Source organism: Streptomyces luteogriseus, from assembly GCF_014205055.1.
Lineage (GTDB): Bacteria > Actinomycetota > Actinomycetes > Streptomycetales > Streptomycetaceae > Streptomyces > Streptomyces luteogriseus.
Genome location: NZ_JACHMS010000001.1, coordinates 2,155,241 through 2,171,541, shown reverse-complemented (window position 1 = coordinate 2,171,541; position 16,301 = coordinate 2,155,241). Strand labels below are relative to the sequence as shown.

Sequence of the window (16,301 nt, the reverse complement as noted above, 5' to 3'; positions counted from 1 at the left end):
GAAGTCTCTGCTGCACATCCGCAGGCGGCGCGAGCGACCATCTCGGCCCCACGCTCCTGTGAGGGTCGTGAACACGGCTCGACCGCGCCGCTTTGAGACCGGTCAGGTATCAACCCTGTATGGCGATGACTCCCTGGCTGTCGAATTCGGGAAGTTTGTAGGCGCCGTTCTTCCCGCTGTTCTCGAATGGCTTGGGAATGGCGGCATCATGACCGGATTGGGCGCGAGTGTGAGGTCATGGTCCCGCCTTCCGGCAGGATCTGCCAGGTGCTCTCGACACCAAGTGCTCCGTGCGGGCGTAGAGGACCGATTCGGTCACGCCGAATTCACCGGGCCTCAGTAGGCCCTGATTTCGCGGAGTACCTCCTCATGGACGTCGGGCGGGCACAGCAGTACGGCCTGAAAAGTGATCTTCTCCTGGCCTGGAAGCTCGGGCTTTCCCGCCCAGAACTTAAAGGCGTCGTTCAGGGCACGGAAGAGGATTTCACGTTCTTCGGTGCTTTCGGAAAGCGCGACGTCGGCGTCATCGATGGTAAGGAGGAAATGCTTGGCGTTGATCCAGTGTAGATCGGTCAGGCAGTCCCGCAATGCGTTCCAGTTCCAGCCGAAGTAGTCCGGGAGGCGCAGTGCCTCGTAGAACTGAGTGAACACCCCGTCGGAGTCGTGCATTTCCTGTCCTCGCATCCGGGCCGAGTAGATCAATCCGGTGGGAGGCAGGGCGCGTGCAACGGAGAGCGAGGAGTCGGTCGGGACGACACAGACTTCTTCCTCGTTACGTTCCCACCAGGTGGCGTTGCTCATCGGCCGGTCACCATCACGATGTACGTCTGATAGTGGGTCGGAGTGTAGTACGCCGATCCGTCCGGCCCGGTCACGACCCTCTCACCGTCCCATTTCGGGTTGTCGATCGGCCGTACCGTGCCCCATTCTGTATAGCGGATATTATTCCCCTGACTGTCGAATTCGGGAGGTCTGTAGGCGCCGTTCTTCCCGCTGTTCTCGAATGGGCTTAGGGGATGGACGGTCCCATGACCTGACCAGCACGCTGACCCTACGCATCACTCAAACCGACCGGGAAATGGGGCTCGTGAAGCTCATCGGACCTCAGAATTCGTGCACTACGACCCAGTATTCAGATTCTTCGACCGAGGCGGCACACAGGTGGCGGCCGTCAACTGAAACGGTCATGAACTCGGGTGAACCCGTCGCCGCGCAGATTCGGGACGGGAGGTTCTTGCCGACCGGGTCTTTTACACGCACCCAGCCGACCTGGCTCCCGCCAGGTACGGGCGGGAGGATGAGGAACTCCCCGTTCTCCCCGTAGAGCGAAGCTTGTGCAGCATGGCGATGCCACGCCTCGTCCAGTCCGTCGGCGGCGTGGGGGGGTGGAGGCGAGGATTGCGGCGACCGGCTCCACCTCGAATCCGCTGACCGCATAGATGGCGGCGTTCACGGGTGGGCCGTCAGGTGCCGCCTTCCCCGTCACCTCAAGTCCGCAGCGCCCAAGGGTGCCCAGCCACTCCGGCGCCTGCCGGTCGTTCATGATCCCTGACCTCTCGTCGGACCCCACGGCATTCAGCCGCCTTCGTAGAACAGGTGATGATCGGCCCCCCCGGGGGTCCGTGGGCTTGCCGCCGATTGCCGTCACACCGGAGCCGCCGCCCCTGATCCCCGACGGCCCGTACGCCGTGATGGCCTGGCCGACTTGGGAGCCGACCCCTTGGTCACGACGATGTCCTCGCGGTGCCGGAAAATGAGACGGACGTGCCCTTCGGCTGGGACTCCGCGTCCGGCTTCTGCGAAATCTCCAGGGCCCCGGTCGGATAAGCCGTGCCGTGATCCGGGAGCGTCACGCGATGTCGTCGGACTCGCCGATCAGTTCGGTGGGCCTATCGATCAGGGCGGGGGCTATGGCGAAGAACCGCGGTCGATCTTCTTCCCTCGGTCGGCGGCGGCCGCCTGGAACTCGGTACTGGCGGTCGGTGTGTCTGGTGGACCACAGTGTCGACAACCCCTGCCGCCGGGTCCGGTTGTCGTTCCTCGGGCAGTCCAGGTCACGCCACAACTGCGGGGCCGCATTCGTGGCGCAACGGATGGGCTCGGACAGTGCATCTGGCAAGGCATCTACGGAATCCAGGCTCTATTCCAGTTCCGCCGCGCGCCTTTTGAGGTCCTCGGCGAACTCGTCCCAGTCGGGTCCGAAGGACAGCAGGTCTGAGGCTGCTTCCCGGAGCAATTGCGGGTCGTCGGGACGTTGCAGGCAGGCCAGACGGTAGGCGAGGTTCCGGGCCCAGGGCGGCAGGGCCATCCAGTCCTCGGTGAGGACGTCCTCGAGCATGGCGAGGATTTCGTCCGCCGTCGCGAAGGTGAGCTTCTCGATGAACTCGCGGGTCGTTTCGTTGACCTGCCGGCTGTCACCGCCGTCGATCGCCTGGCTGAGACTCCTGGCCGCAGGGGTCGGATCGGGCATGGCGTGCTTCTCCAGACGGATTGCTTCCGGCGCCCCGGAGCGCCGTGGTTGTGGACGGAATGGGCGCCCAGACCCTAGCAGTCGATCCCGGCGCCGCCCGGGCAGCCGGTGCGGTGCCGGGTTCGGGGGACCCGGCCCTACGGATTGCGCCAGTAGGTGGACAGTTGAACCCACCGTCCTGCGCTCTCTCGACGATGTCGTCCACGACCTTGTTGATCCGCTTCTGGGCCCGTTCCTCCTTCGTGTACTTGGGCATGAGGCCCAGCGGGCCGCACCCGCTGTGCGGGTTGTCCACGTACGCGACGGGGTTCGGGCCGGGAGCGAGGCCGAGGGGGTCGGGGGAGGTGTAGCGGCCGGTCTCGGGGTCGTAGTGGCGGAAGTAGTTGTAGTGGAGGCCGGTTTCGGGGTCGTAGTACTGACCGGGGAAGCGCAGAGGAGTGTAGGTGCTGCTGTCACGGGCCCAGGCCGTGGTGCCCCAGAGCGTGCTGCGGGTGCGCCAGGCGATGTCGCCGGACTCGTCGACAAGTTCGGTGGGGGCACCGACAAGGTCGGTGGCGATGGCGAAGAAGCGCCGGTCGATCTCCTCCTGGCGGGCATCCGCGGTGAGGATCCGTTCGGTTTGGGCCATTGGGGTCAGGCCGCGGTGGTCCCATGTGAGCGCCACGTGATGGGCGATGTCCTGCGACGCCGTGATCTGCTCGCACAGGGTGGTGCCGTCCTCCGTTCGCTCCAGTCGTCGGCGGTCACGGCGGTGACGCGGCCGACCGGGTCGAGGCCGAAGGTGCGGGTGCCCGACAACCGGTCGTAGACGACGGAGAGGTGGCCGTCGGCGCGGTAGGTGTAGGTGCGGCTGTTGAGCACGCGTCCGTCGGTGATCAGGTGCTCGGCGGACAGACGCCCGGCTTCGTCCCAGGCCGAGGTGACGGTGAGAGAGCCGAAGACGCGGGACAGTTCACGGCCTGCCGCGTCATGGGTGAAGGTGACCTCCTGACCACCAGTGGTCAGGAGGCCGGGGCGGCCTGCTGTGTCATGGGTGTAGGTGGTGACATGGCCGGTGGGGGTGGCACGTCCCACGCGACGGCCCACGGCGTTGTAGCGAATGGTGGTGGCGTGGCCGTCGATGAGTTCCGTCTTGATCAGGCCGCGTCGGTCGTACTGCCGGATCAGGTCGCCGTCCGGGCCGGATGCCCGCAGGAGGCGCCCGGCCGGGTCGTACGCGTAGCTGGTTGTCCGTCCGGCGGCATCCTTGCAGGTGACACGGCCCAGCTCGTCGTGTGTGAAGGAGATGACGTCACCGAGCGGGTCGATTCGTGTGGTCAACTGCCCTACCGCGTCGAGGCGGTAGTCGTTGGTGCGTTCGTCGAAGGTTTCCGAGACCAGGCGGCCGGCCGCGTCGTACCAGTAGCTCCGGCCCAGACCTTGTGGGTTGGTGACACGGTAAGGCGTAGGGCGGTGTCGTACCCGAACGCGTAGCGGGCGCCGTCCGGCCCGGTGCGGGCAGCGAGGAGGTCGAGTGGGTGTACTCGAACCGGGTCACTCCTCCAGCCGGGAGGTGTGGGTCAGGCTGTTGCCCTCACTGTCGTAGGTCCATGACTGCCGAGGGCCGGCCGCGCTGCCTTCCCGATCGTCCTCGTCGGCGACTCGGCGGGGAGCTCCAAGCCCTGCGTCCTGCTCGGCCTCGAGCGGAGCCAATCGAATTCGTTGGTGCTCGGTGAGCAGTTGACGCGTGGCCTCGGACGCAGGTGCGATGTCGAGCGGCGAAAGCCGTGGTCAGGTGGTGCGCGGCGTCGGTGAGGCTTCGGCCCACTACGGCGCCGCGCTGGGCCAGGTCCATGCCGGTGGCTGTGCCTGCCCGTCCTGGGTCTTCATCCTTCCAGTAGGTCGCTGACATATTCGCGGAGTTGAGGAGGAAGATCGGCGAGAACGATCTCCCGCAGAGGTGCGATGTGCTCAAGGCCGACATGGCCGGTGGACGTCAGTTCGATGATGGCGTGCAGTTCGGCTTCCAGGGCGGAGTGCTCCCTTTCGCAGACAGCGGTCGCCGCCAGCAGTGTCGCCAGTGCCGACGCCTGGGCGGGTGTGTACGCACCCAGGTGGTCGGTCACTTCGTCGGCCGCGCGTTCTCGCGCCTGTGCATCGGCTTCCGAAATCATTCGCGCGATACCGATGAAGTCATGAGACTTCAATGCGAAACACCCGTTCGTCACTAGTACGGAAGTGGAAACTGAGCCGGCCAGGGGATGTGTGTGGCATGGGCCGCGTCCGGATTGTAGTGGGGACTGTTCGGGTTGTGGACCTGTCGGTGATACAGGTTCCCCGCGTCATCTTGGTATTTCCCGCCGATCGATATGCGGTAGATATCCCCGTTTGCCGCGTTGGAGCCCACGGGGGCGGTTCCGTCCTTGTCGTGCACCCGAAGGCGAACCATATTGCCCGTCTCGGGGTCTTCCCACTTGTATTCCACCCCCTTCTGCGCACCACCATGAGGGTCGGGCTTAAGTACTCGCATATCGGCACCGTCGGGAACGATGTCGAGCGGGTTGTGACCGCGCACATCCCAGCCACCCCCTTCGACGCGGGAAGGATAGGGAGACAGACCCAGCGGGTCGGCCCATACATGTGGGTTGACCACATACGCGGTCGGATTGGGAGCGCATTCCAGACCCAGTGGATCCGTGCTGAGATAACGGGCCGTCGCGGGATCGTAGTGGCGAAAGACGTTGTAGTGGAGGCCGGTCTCCGGATCGTAGTACTGGCCGGGGAACCGGAGCGGGGAATAGGCAGTGCTGGCGTTCGTCCATGCGGTGGTGCCCCACAGCGTGCTCCGGGTGCGCCAGGCTATGTCACCGTTCTCGTCGACCAGTTCGGTGGGAGCGCCGACGAGGTCGGTGGCGATGGCGAAGAAGCGGCGGTCGATCTCCTTCTGCGGGGTGTCCGAGGAGAGGATACGCTCGGTCTGGGCCACCGGTGCCAAGCCGTGGTGGTCCCATGTGAGGGCCACCGGATGGAGCATGTCCTCAGACACCGTGGTCTCTTCGCACAGAGCCGCACCGTCCCAGCTGAACTGGACTTCCTCGACGACCGTTTCGCCGTCGGAGGCGAGGCGCTGCTTGGCGGTGCGGCGGCCCAGCGGGTCGTATCGGTACCGCCACCGCGTCCCGTCGGGGGTGACGACGGAGGTCAAGCGTCCCTCGATGTCCCACGTGTAGCGCCAGGTGTCCGCCTTGCGGGACAGGCGGGTCCGCCGGCGCAGCGTCACGCGACCGAGAGTGTCGTGTTCATAACGGACGTTGCCGGCGTGGGTGAGGGCAGTGCCCATGTACGTCCGGGAACCGGTGGCCTCGTGACCCGGGTGGGAAGCCGGCCAGAACGCCTCGGTCTGGTTGCCGCTCCTGTCGTAGGCGTACCGCTCGCTCCAGCCGTCAGCGGTCACGGAGATGACGCGGCCGGCCGGGTCGAGGTCGAAGGTGCGCGTGCCCGAGAGTTGATCGGCGAGCTCGAGGAGGTGGCCGTCGGCGCGGTAGGAGTACGCCCGGCTGTTGAGGGTGCGGCCGTGCGTGGTCAGGTGCTGGCCGGCCAGCCGCCCCGCCTCGTCCCAGGTGGAGTGCACCGCGAAGAAGTCACCGAAGGCGCGGGACAATTCACGGCCCGTGGCGTCGTAGACATAGGTGATGTTGTGGCCACCGGTGGTGAGGTGACCGAGGCGGCCGGCCTCGTCGTAGGCGTACGCGGTGACGTGGCCGGTGGGGGTCATGCGTTGTGACCGGCGGCCGAGCGCGTCGTACGCGTACGTGGTGGCGCGGCCGTCGACGAGTTCGGTCTTGAGTCGGCCGCAGCGGTCGTAGCGGCGTATCAGTTCAGTGTCCGGAGCGGATGCGTGAACGAGCCGACCTGCCATGTCGTAGGCGTACTCGGTGACCTGGCCTCCGACGTCCTTGCGGACCAACCGGCCCATGGGGTCGTGAGTGAGGGAGATGACGCCGCCGAGAGCGTCGACACGTGCCGTCAACTGTCCCGCCGGGTCGCGACGGTAGAGGAGAGTACGGCCGTCGAAGTCGGTTTCGGCGGTCAGGCGTCCCGCCGCGTCGTAGGTGTAGCTCCAGTGGAGGCCGTGCGGGGCGGTGACCCTGGTGAGACGCAGGGCGGCGTCGTGCTCGAACTCGTAGCGGGCGCCGTCCGGGTAGGTACGGGCAGCGAGCAGGTCGAAGTGCGTGTATTCGAAGCTTGTCACCCCGCCGACCGAGTCGGTGTGGGTGAGGCAGTTGCCCTCGCCGTCGTACGTCCACGACGTAGTGGCACCGCCCGGCTCGACACGTCGGGTGAGCCTGCCGTCAACGTCCCACACGAAGCGGGTGACTCCGCCGGCCGGGTCGGTGATCCGCACGACTCTGCCCAGGGCGTCGCGTTCCAGGTGGGCGGTGCCGCCGGCCGGATCGATGACCTCAACCGGGCGACCGGCGGCGTCGCAGCGGACCACGGTGGTTGCGCCGAGGACATCGGTGACGGAGGTCGTACGGCCGGCGCCGTCACAGGTGTAGCGGGTGGTATGTCCCACTGGATCGGTGACCGCGATCCGGTTGCCGCGCTCGTCGAACTCCTGCGTACGACGGGCACCGTCCGGCTCGCTGATCTCCACCGGCAGCCCGAGCGGACCGTATGTGACACGGACTTGGCTGCCATCGGGCCGGGTGATCACGGAGAGTCGGTCGTTGTCGTCGTAGGTGTGGGTGGTGGTGCGTCCGAGTGGGTCGGTGCGGGTGAGCAGGTTGCCGTGGGTGTCGTAGGCGTAGCGGGTGGTGTGGCCGAGGGGGTCGGTGGTGGCGATCACCCGGCAGCGCTGGTCGATGAGGTGGCGGGTGCTGTGTCCGTCGGCGGTCGTCAGGACCGTCGTGCGGTGGCCGGTTTCTGGGTCGGGTTCGGTGTAGGTCAGGGTGATCTGGACGTGGCCTGCTTCGCCGCCTTCGGCGATGACGCGGTCGTGGTCGTCGTAGATGTAGTCGTAGCGGCTGTTGTTGGAGTCGATCCAGGCGATGACGCGGCGGCGGTCGTCGTAGACGAAGGTGGTGGTGGCGCCGGAGGGTTTGGTGACGGTGGTGAGGTTGCCGTCCTGATAGCCGTAGTTCATCAGGGGCAGGTCCGCGCCGCCCTCGCCCGCGCCGGCCAGGGACAGGGCGGTGACCAGGCCGTCGGCGAGGGACAGCTTCACCTGGTGGCCGGCCGAGTGGGCCAGGGCCAGCGGCAGGCCGTCCTCGCCGCGGTCGACGGTGATGGTGTGGCCGTTGCGTTCGGTGATGCCCGACAGCCATGCGACGCCGTCGCCCCCCGGTTCGCTGCCGGGCGGGGCGGTGAAGTGGAAGGTCAGGCCACTGTCGGGGTCGGTGACGGTGTAGTCGCCGTCGGCGTCGCGGGCCAGCAGGGTGCGGGCTCTGCCCGTTGACGGAGTGGTGGGGGCGCCGGGGACCGGGTGCGGGTACGGGATCAGGAGGCCGTCGGCGGTGACGTGGACGACGCCGACCGCATCGACCTCCAGTCGTTCGTCGACGGTGGAGGTCCAGGAGGGACCCAGGAAGCGGCCGACCGCGCAGCCGGACTCGGTGCGGCGAGTGAAGACCAGGGGCAGGATGCCGGGCAGTTCGACATCGGTCTGGGGCAGGAACATCCGGCCCGAGGCGAGGTCCACCGGGTCGGTGCCGTCGGTGGTGCGCTCGCCGTCGGGGCGGTTGTGGGTACCGTCGGGGGCGTCGTCGACCAGCTTGCGCGCCCGTGCGGCGTCGGCGGCCTCCTCGGCGATGCGGATGCCCTTCACCGCGGCGCCGCCGCCACCGGTGGCGGCGGTCAGCGCCAGGTCGGGTATCAGCCTGCCGAAGCCCTCGGCCGGGTCCTTCATGAAGTCGCTGACCATCTGCTTGCCGGTGCCGACCGGGTCGTTGGCGGCGACGATCAGCCCGGCGGCCAGGCTGTTGAGGGATGTGGCGTACTCGGCCGGATGCGTGATGTTGTACGGGTCGACGGGGTTGACGCTGCGGACGAAGTTGAGGATGCCCGCCGTGCCCTTGATGATGCCGCCCCCGACATGGTCGCCCATGACCTGGAACTCCTGGAACCCACCGGCCAGTTGCTCGGCATAAGAGGGCTTCTGCGGAGCCATGTCGCGGGCGGCGCGGACCGCGGTGCGAGCCGTCTCCGCCGCCGAGTTCCGCTGCTTGCGGGCCTCGGCGAGGATGTCCTGCGCCTCCTGCATCAGCTTCTTGCCGGGGTCCTCGAACGTCGCCGCGGGCCTGGGCGGGAGCGAGGCCGGATCACGCTTGTCGGCGGGCTGGGCGTTGTAGCGGTCGACGGCGGCGTTGTAACCGTCGACCTTCTTGCGGTGGGCCTCCGCGGCGTCCTCGGAGGCCTTGACACCCTCCTTCCACTTGTCGATCGCCGTCTGCGCCTGTGCCTGCGCCCAGGTGATCGTGCCGGCGAACGCGTCGAGCGCACCGAGCGCCTTCGCACAGGCGTCGGCGGCGGCGTACCACTTCGGCGGCTGGGTGCTCACCGCGGTGCGCAGCGCTTCGGCCGTCTCGCCCTTGAGCCGGGAGGAGTCCAGGCCCTTGAGACCATCACCCGCGTCGTCGAAGGCCGTCTGAAAGGCCCGGAGCTTGTCGGCGGTGGCGGTGACCTTGCTCGGACTGCCGTAGATCAGCTTGGTCTTGTCCTCGGTCTGCCCGAGGTCCAGCTCGTCGACCTCGGCGCCCATGCGGTTGGCGACCGAACGGGACTGCTCGCGCACCCAGTCGGCACCGGACTCCCAGCCGACGTCCTGCAGCCGGTCGGCGGTCCAGTTCCCGGCGTCCTCGACCCGGTTGCCGGCCCATTCGACGCCGTCCTCGATCGCGTTCTCGACCGAGTCGGGCGTGACGTCACTGATGAAGTCGCCTATACCCACCGTCAGTTCCCCCCGGACTCACCCTGCTGCTGGGCCTGCTGGGCCTGCTGGGCGCGTTCCTCCGGCGACGGGCCGAAGGTGTTGTCCAGCGCCTGGTTCCACTGGTCCTCGGAGACCCCCGACGCGTCGATGATCGCCTGCGACCTTCGGCCGCCCTCGCCCTCGGTGAGAACCGTGCGGCCGGTGTCCTTCCACGTCTGCTCGATGTCCTGACCGGCCTTGTCGAACGACTCCGCGCTCCAGTCCGGGTTCAGGGCGTCCGGCGTGAACACATCGCCCCAGTCCTGCCGGGCGATCTCCTCCTCGGTGGCGTGCGGGTTGCCGCCCATCACGGAGTTGACGCCCACCTTCAGCGTGCCCTCGACGTACTGGTCGTGCTCCCACTGGGTGCCCGCCGCCAGCCCGAGGCGGCTCGCGAGCGCACTGGCGTCGCCCACCAAGGCCCGCACACCCCACTCCCACCGCTCGCAGAAGTCCTCGAAGTCGACCGAGAGGCCGTGGTGCCCGGCCTCCATCCCGGTCATCGCCAGCTCCGAAAAGCCCTTGCCCAGCACCGAACCGGTGGCGCCACCCAGATCACCGAGCCCGTCGATGGTCGCGCCCACGCCCTGCGTGAACTTCGCGACAGACGCCTTGTCGAACTGCAGATCGGCCCCGTCAGCGCCCATGGCCGCGCCCCTCCTCCGCCTCGCCGGAGTCGACGGCGATGCCGTCCGCAACGATGCCGACGACCGGCGGGAAGAACATCGACCCGTCCTCGGTGGCGATGTCGACGGCCAGGCCGGCGGGCTCGTCCAAAGACGGCACGACCTCGTCGACGATGCGGGCGCCCAACAGCGCCGCGTAGTCCATGGGCTGATCACCGGATCCGTGCAGCAGAGCGAACCGGGCCAGTGCGGCCTCGTCGGTGAACCCGCAGATCCACCGCACACCGCCCGACCACGCCGACCAGAGGCCCCCACCGGCCGTCGGCACCAGAAGGACCGAGCGCCGCATCTCACCGACCAGCGCACGAGGGTCACCGACTCCCCTTCTCCGCTCGGCAATTCGCTCGGCGAGCGCTGTCCTTGTCTGCTGCACGGCCTCTCCCCGTCCTAGGTCACTGAAGGCACCGTAGATCAAGACGCGCGCGAACATGTCGGCGGTTCTTCTGAAGGCTCGTCATGGCCTTGCAGGTCAACCTCAGTTCGAGACCGCTGTGGAAACAGGGCCAGCCCTCGCGGTGCAGATTCGCGCCAGGAGCCGCCTGTGCAGCTTCGGCATGTCCGTCACGCGGCCGCCCGGGTGCGGGACAGGGTCGGAGTGTGGTATGCCGATCCGTCCGGCCCGGTCACGCCCCTCTCACCGCCCCATTTCGGGTTGTCGATCGACTGTGCCGTGCCCCATTCCGTCTAGCGGATGTCATTCCCCTGACTGTCGAATTCGGGAAGTCTGTAGGCGCCGTTCTTCCCGCTGTCCTCGAATGGCTTGGGGATGGACGGCCCCATGACCTGACCGGCACATGAGGAACTCTCCGTCCTCCCCGTAGAGCGAAGCTTGCGCAGCATGGCGATGCCACGCCTCGTCCAGTCCGTCGGCGGCGTGGGGGGTGGAGGCGAGGATCGCGGCGACCGGCTCCACCTCGAATCCGCTGGCCGCATAGATGGCGGCGTTCACAGGTGGGTACGCGACTCGCGCTCGCCCCTGACACTGAAGCCCCGCTCACCCCCGTTCTCCCTGATGTACGGAGTGAGCGGTAGTCCCGGATGTACGGAGCGAGCGGTGGTCCCGTCCCATCCACCGGCTCGGCTCAACCGGGCTTCTTCCGACGGTCGGGAAGCCTGGCTCCGTTCAGCACGGGCCTTCGTGAGCCGAGTGCGCTGCAGCACTGTCCAATGCGCACAACGCCGGAAACGATCCGCACTCCAGGCCGGAACCGGCGTGCAAGCCGGGGGGAGTTACTCGGACTCCTCCTGCGGAAGAGAGCGGTTGTTGATCGCGTCGGCGATTACGTAGGCGGTGCGGACGAAGGATTCCGCCTGCTGCGCCGACAGGTTCAGCGCGGAGGTCTCCTCCAGGGCCCGCCACATGGCTGCCAGGGGCTCTCGCATGGCACGGCCCTTGTCCGTGAGGTGGACGACCATGACGCGCCGGTCGTGTTCGGCCGGCTCACGGACGAGCAGGCCGGCGTCCTGCATGCGGCGCAGGGACTTCGAGACCGTGGAGTGGTCCAGGCCGACGCTTTCGAGTAGCTCGGACTGGGTCTGGCCGTCCCGGTCCAGCAGTTGCATCAGCAGCAGTTCCTGTCCGGGATGCAGGTCCATCTCGCGGAGCATGGCGGCGGCGCGGGCGCGGTGAGCGCGGGCGAGCTGGAAGATCGCGTAGCTCATCGGCCCCTCGTCGGCCGTGCTGGGGATGCGGGGTGTGGGGACGGACATGCGGTTCCTCAGGCGGTGTAGGTGGGGTAGTCGGTGTAGCCGGCCACTCCGCCGCCGTAGAAGGTCGCCGGGTCGGGGGTGTTCAGCGGCGCGTCAGAGCGTAGCCGCTCGACGAGGTCCGGGTTGGCCAGCGCGAGGGCGCCGACGGAGACGAGGTCGGCCGTGCCGTGGTCGACGTCCCGGGCGCGGGTGGGCAGGTCGGCGCCGGCCCGGTTGAGGATCAGCGTGGTCGGCCACAGCTCACGCAGGGTGCCCAGCAATTCCTCGTCGCCCGCGTGCATCACGTGGAGGTAGGCCAGATCGAGCGGGCTGAGGGCGCGCAGGAGCGCCGGATACAGCTCGGCGGTGTCGGACTCGGCCATGTCGTTGTACGGATTGCCGGGGGAGATGCGCAGGCCGGTGCGTTCGGCGCCGATCTCGTCGGCCACGGCAGCGGCTACCTCGACGGCGAAGCGGATGCGGCCCTCGAGGGAACCGCCGTAGCGGTCGGTGCGCTGGTTGGTGCTGTCGGACAGGAACTGGTGCACCAGATAGCCGTTGGCGCCGTGGATCTCCACGCCGTCGGCGCCTGCGGCGACCGCGGCCGCTGCGGCGCGGCGGAAGTCGTCGACGGTCGCCCCGACCTCCTGCGTCGAGAGAGCCTGGGGCGTCGGCATCTCCTGGGGCCCGGACGCGGTGAACATCGCGCCCTGCGGCCGGATCGCCGAAGGGGCGACCGGCTGGCGCCCGTGGGGGGTGTTGTCGGGGTGCGAGATGCGTCCGGTGTGCATCAGCTGGACGAATATCCGGCCGTCGGCCGCGTGCACGGCGTCCGTGACCTTGCGCCACCCGGCGATCTGCTCGTCATTGTGGATGCCGGGAGTGAGGAGATAGCCCTGGCCATCGGCAGAGGGCTGGGTGCCCTCGGTGATGATGAGCGCGTGCGAGGCCCGCTGGGCGTAGTACTCGGCGTTCAGCTCGGTCGGTACGCCTTCCGGGGTGGAGCGGTCACGGGTCATGGGGGCCATGACCAGGCGGTGCGGGAGGGAGATGTCACCGACGGTGGTCGGTGTCCACAGGGCGTTCAGCATGGGCGGTCCTTCGGTGCGGTGACGAACAGGTGGTCATCGGGATAAGCGGCGGATGTGGTGGGTGCAGCGGCGGGCGTGATCAGTCGACGGTGAGGACGAGCTTGCCCCGGACATGCCCGGCGTCGCTGACCTGCTGGGCTGTGGCGGCCTGGTCGAGCGGGTAGGCGGTGACGGTGGTGACGAGCTTGCCGGTCGCGGCGTCCTGCGCCAGGGTGGCGAGGCGGGCGGCCGAGCGTTCCTGGGGACCGTTGGCGAAGGTGATGCCGAGTTGGTGCGCGCGGAAGTCGGCGATGGTGACGATGCGCTCGGTGCCGCCGCGCAGGGTGACGGAGTCCTCGAGGGCTCCCTTCCCGGCCAGATCGAACACCGCGTCCACGCCGTCGGGGGCGAGCGCCCGGACCCGCTCGACCAGGCCCTCGCCGTAAACGGCCGCGGTGGCGCCGAGCGAGGCGAGGTAGCCCTGGTTGGCGGGGCCGGCAGTGCCGATGACACGCGCTCCGCGGGCCGTGGCCAGCTGGACCGCCAGGGTTCCGACCGCTCCGGCCGCGCCGTGCATCAGCACGGTCTCCCCGGCGGTGACGCCCAGCAGGTTCAGGACCCGCTCGGCCGTCTCGCCCGCCACCGGCAGCGCGACCGCGTGCTGCCAGTCGAGGCCGGCGGGCTTGGGGGCCACGGTGGTGGCCAGCGCGTACTCGGCGTACGAGCCGGTGTCCGACCAGCCCAGCACCTCGTCACCCACCTGCACGTCCTGCACGCCCTCACCCAGGGCGTCCACCACGCCGGCGAGCTCGTGACCGGGGACGGAGGGGAGCGGCGTGGGGAACACGGCCTCCAGTGCCCCGGAGCGGATCTTGCCGTCCAGCGCGTTCAGCCCGGCCGCCTTGACGCGGACGCGGAGCTGCCCGGGGCCGGGCTGCGGGACCTCGATGTCCGCCTTGTGCAGCACTTCCGTGCCTCCGAAACGGTCGAACAGGATGGCTCTCATGACGACTCCTCTCGTGACCCCACCCATTTAGGTGGCTGGACACATAATTACCGTAACAGCAAACATGTGGCTAGCCAAGTATTTGCTGTCGCTTCGGCCGCGCAAGATCGGCCGAGGGGCGGCGGGCATCCGGGCAGGATCGGGCGCACCTCCCGCACAGCGCCGACGGCGCTCGGGCACTGCTGTACACCGAGTGGCCCAGCGGCGAGGCGCACCAGGAGGCCGCGGAGGCCGGCCACCACGACAGGGGGCACGAGATCTTCGCCGGCCCCATCGGGCGCACGGCTGACCCACCGAAGGCGGTACTGCCTTGACCCCTCCCTGTCCGGCCGTCGGCGTCATCGGATCGTCCCGGAAACCCGTTGTGGTGCCCCGACCCTGTCGGGAGGAAGAGATCGCACAGGTAGTGGATCACCCTGTCCGCTCACCGGGTACCGTCAGGGTATGAGTCATCCGCACCCCGAGCTGAAAGCCGCACCGCCCCTTCCCGAAGGAGGGCTGCGGGTCATCGCCCTGGGCGGCCTGGGTGAGATCGGCCGCAACATGACCGTCTTCGAACACGCGGGCAAGCTGCTCATCGTCGACTGCGGTGTGCTGTTCCCCGAGGAGACCCAGCCCGGCGTGGACGTGATCCTGCCGGACTTCACCTCGATCCGGGACCGGCTGGACGACATCGTGGCCGTGGTCCTCACCCACGGCCACGAGGACCACATCGGCGGCGTGCCGTACCTGCTGCGCGAACGGTCCGACATCCCCGTCGTCGGCTCCAAGCTGACGCTGGCGTTCCTGGAGGCCAAGCTCAAGGAGCACGGCATCCGGCCGCGCACGGTGCGGGTGCGGGAGGGCGACCGGCGTGGCTTCGGGCCCTACGACTGCGAGTTCGTGGCGGTCAACCACTCCATCCCCGACAGCCTCGCGGTCGCGATCCGCACCCGGGCCGGGATGGTGCTGCACACCGGCGACTTCAAGATGGACCAGTTCCCTCTGGACGACCGGATCACCGATCTGCGCGCCTTCGCCCGCCTCGGCGAGGAGGGCGTGGACCTGTTCCTCACCGACTCCACCAATGCCGAAGTTCCCGGCTTCACCACCTCCGAGCGCGAGCTGAACCCGGCGATCGAGCAGGTGATGCGCACGGCGCCGCGGCGGGTGATCGTCTCCAGCTTCGCCAGCCATGTGCACCGCATCCAGCAGGTTCTGGACGCCGCTCACGCGCACGGCCGCAAGGTGGCCTTCGTCGGCCGGTCGATGGTCCGCAACATGGGCATCGCACGCGACCTGGGCTATCTGAAGGTCCCATCCGGTCTGGTCGTGAGCACCAAGGAGCTGGAGAAGCTCCCCGACCACAAGATCACCCTGGTGTGCACCGGATCCCAGGGCGAACCGATGGCCGCCCTGTCCCGGATGGCCAACCGCGACCACCAGATCCGCATCGGCAAGGGCGACACCGTCCTGCTCGCCAGCTCCCTCATCCCCGGCAACGAGAACGCCATCTACCGCGTGATCAACGGACTCACCCGGTGGGGCGCCCACGTGGTCCACAAGGGCAACGCCAAGGTGCACGTCTCCGGGCATGCCAGCGCCGGCGAACTCGTCTACTGCTACAACATCGTCAAACCCCGCAACGTCATGCCCGTGCACGGCGAATGGCGCCACCTGCGGGCCAACGCCGACCTCGCCATCCGTACCGGCGTCGACCCCGAGCGGGTCGTCATCGCCGAGGACGGCGTCGTCGTCGACCTGGTCGACGGGCGCGCATCCATCACCGGCAAGGTCCCCGCCGGCAACGTCTACGTGGATGGCATGGAGGTCGGCGGCGCCACCGAAGCGTCCCTCAAGGACCGCCTCGCCCTCGCCGCCGAAGGCGTTGTCACGGTGGTGGCGATCGTCGACGCGGACACCGGCGCCCTCGCCGAGGCCCCCGACTTCCTGGCCCGGGGCTTCGTCCACGACGACGCCACCTTCGAGCCGGTCGTCCCCGTCATCGAGATGACCCTGGCCACCGCCGCCGAGGAAGGCGTCGGGGACGCACACCAACTCGAACAACTCGTCGCCCGCGCCGTGGCGAACTGGGCATTCCGCACCCACCGCCGCAAGCCCCTCATCATCCCCGTCATCATCGACGCCTGAGCCACACCGGGAGGGCGTCCGGGGGCGGACGCCGATGTGCACGAGGTGAAACTCGGCGACGAGTCGGTCCTGATGTCCAGCCTCGTCACCGGCCCACCGTGTCGGCCCGTACGAACCGCGCCCGGGTTTCGCCCGGACCCGTCCGGGGCGGCCCGGTGGCGAGCGCTGCGCCGGGCATCCCGCAGCGCCTCCAGCGGCTGACCAGCCGCCCGAGCAGCGACATGACGGCCACGGGAACCAGAAACGCGGACAGCCACCCGGTGTACCGGGTGGTGTCGCACCTGGCGTGGGCGGATCCCCG

Annotated in this window: 10 protein-coding genes and 2 pseudogenes; 2 read left to right on the top strand and 10 right to left on the bottom strand. The window is 68.5% G+C overall.

What is annotated here, in order from left to right; translation table 11 throughout:
* Positions 1-336: 336 nt before the first annotated feature.
* On the bottom strand, positions 337-801 hold the full coding sequence (locus BJ965_RS09470; RefSeq protein ID WP_184908265.1) for a barstar family protein: 465 nt from the start codon (positions 799-801) through the stop codon (positions 337-339).
* 1,080 nt (positions 802-1,881) lie between these two features.
* On the opposite strand from BJ965_RS09470, the pseudogene BJ965_RS40415 reads away from it, so the two are divergent.
* Positions 1,882-2,045 (top strand): annotated as a pseudogene (locus BJ965_RS40415) (YjbQ family protein); the annotation flags it as partial.
* 95 nt (positions 2,046-2,140) lie between these two features.
* Here BJ965_RS40415 and BJ965_RS09465 read toward each other — a convergent pair.
* From BJ965_RS09465 to BJ965_RS09420, 9 genes and pseudogenes are all read right to left on the bottom strand, one after another.
* On the bottom strand, positions 2,141-2,470 hold the full coding sequence (locus BJ965_RS09465) for a hypothetical protein (RefSeq protein WP_184908264.1): 330 nt from the start codon (positions 2,468-2,470) through the stop codon (positions 2,141-2,143).
* Positions 2,471-2,720: 250 nt separating this feature from the next.
* Positions 2,721-3,676: pseudogene (locus BJ965_RS39885) on the bottom strand (RHS repeat-associated core domain-containing protein); the annotation flags it as partial.
* 659 nt (positions 3,677-4,335) lie between these two features.
* Complete coding sequence (locus BJ965_RS09450; protein ID WP_184908261.1) at positions 4,336-4,656, bottom strand: hypothetical protein; 321 nt, start codon at positions 4,654-4,656, stop codon at positions 4,336-4,338.
* A 20-nt stretch (positions 4,657-4,676) separates the two neighbouring features.
* Positions 4,677-9,398, bottom strand: a complete 4,722-nt coding sequence (locus tag BJ965_RS09445) for a putative T7SS-secreted protein (RefSeq protein ID WP_184908260.1) — start codon at positions 9,396-9,398, stop codon at positions 4,677-4,679.
* Between the two features lie 2 nt (positions 9,399-9,400).
* Positions 9,401-10,066 (bottom strand): hypothetical protein, encoded by a 666-nt coding sequence (locus BJ965_RS09440; protein ID WP_184908259.1) that lies wholly within the window; start codon positions 10,064-10,066, stop codon positions 9,401-9,403.
* Positions 10,056-10,478 carry a hypothetical protein gene (locus BJ965_RS09435; RefSeq protein WP_184908258.1) on the bottom strand — a complete coding sequence of 141 codons (423 nt, stop codon included), beginning with the start codon at positions 10,476-10,478 and terminating at the stop codon, positions 10,056-10,058. Before BJ965_RS09435 ends, BJ965_RS09440 begins: the two co-directional genes overlap by 11 nt.
* 857 nt (positions 10,479-11,335) lie before the next feature.
* A complete protein-coding gene (locus BJ965_RS09430) occupies positions 11,336-11,815 on the bottom strand; it encodes a MarR family winged helix-turn-helix transcriptional regulator (protein WP_184908257.1) in 480 nt (159 codons plus the stop codon).
* 8 nt (positions 11,816-11,823) lie between these two features.
* Positions 11,824-12,885 (bottom strand): alkene reductase, encoded by a 1,062-nt coding sequence (locus BJ965_RS09425; RefSeq protein WP_184908256.1) that lies wholly within the window; start codon positions 12,883-12,885, stop codon positions 11,824-11,826.
* A 79-nt stretch (positions 12,886-12,964) separates the two neighbouring features.
* The gene (locus tag BJ965_RS09420; RefSeq protein WP_184908255.1) at positions 12,965-13,870 is read right to left on the bottom strand and encodes an NADP-dependent oxidoreductase; all 906 of its coding nucleotides are present in this window, start codon (positions 13,868-13,870) and stop codon (positions 12,965-12,967) included.
* Between the two features lie 444 nt (positions 13,871-14,314).
* On the opposite strand from BJ965_RS09420, the gene BJ965_RS09415 reads away from it, so the two are divergent.
* Positions 14,315-16,000, top strand: a complete 1,686-nt coding sequence (locus BJ965_RS09415; RefSeq protein ID WP_184908254.1) for a ribonuclease J — start codon at positions 14,315-14,317, stop codon at positions 15,998-16,000.
* The last annotated feature ends 301 nt before the right edge of the window (positions 16,001-16,301 follow it).

Coding starts and splice junctions, on each gene's coding strand:
- BJ965_RS09415 (WP_184908254.1), top strand. CDS start 14,315: ATGAGTCATCCGCACCCCGAGCTGAAAGCCGCACCGCCCCTTCCCGAA.
- BJ965_RS09470 (WP_184908265.1), bottom strand. CDS start 801: ATGAGCAACGCCACCTGGTGGGAACGTAACGAGGAAGAAGTCTGTGTC.
- BJ965_RS09420 (WP_184908255.1), bottom strand. CDS start 13,870: ATGAGAGCCATCCTGTTCGACCGTTTCGGAGGCACGGAAGTGCTGCAC.
- BJ965_RS09430 (WP_184908257.1), bottom strand. CDS start 11,815: ATGTCCGTCCCCACACCCCGCATCCCCAGCACGGCCGACGAGGGGCCG.
- BJ965_RS09465 (WP_184908264.1), bottom strand. CDS start 2,470: ATGCCCGATCCGACCCCTGCGGCCAGGAGTCTCAGCCAGGCGATCGAC.
- BJ965_RS09440 (WP_184908259.1), bottom strand. CDS start 10,066: ATGGGCGCTGACGGGGCCGATCTGCAGTTCGACAAGGCGTCTGTCGCG.
- BJ965_RS09425 (WP_184908256.1), bottom strand. CDS start 12,885: ATGCTGAACGCCCTGTGGACACCGACCACCGTCGGTGACATCTCCCTC.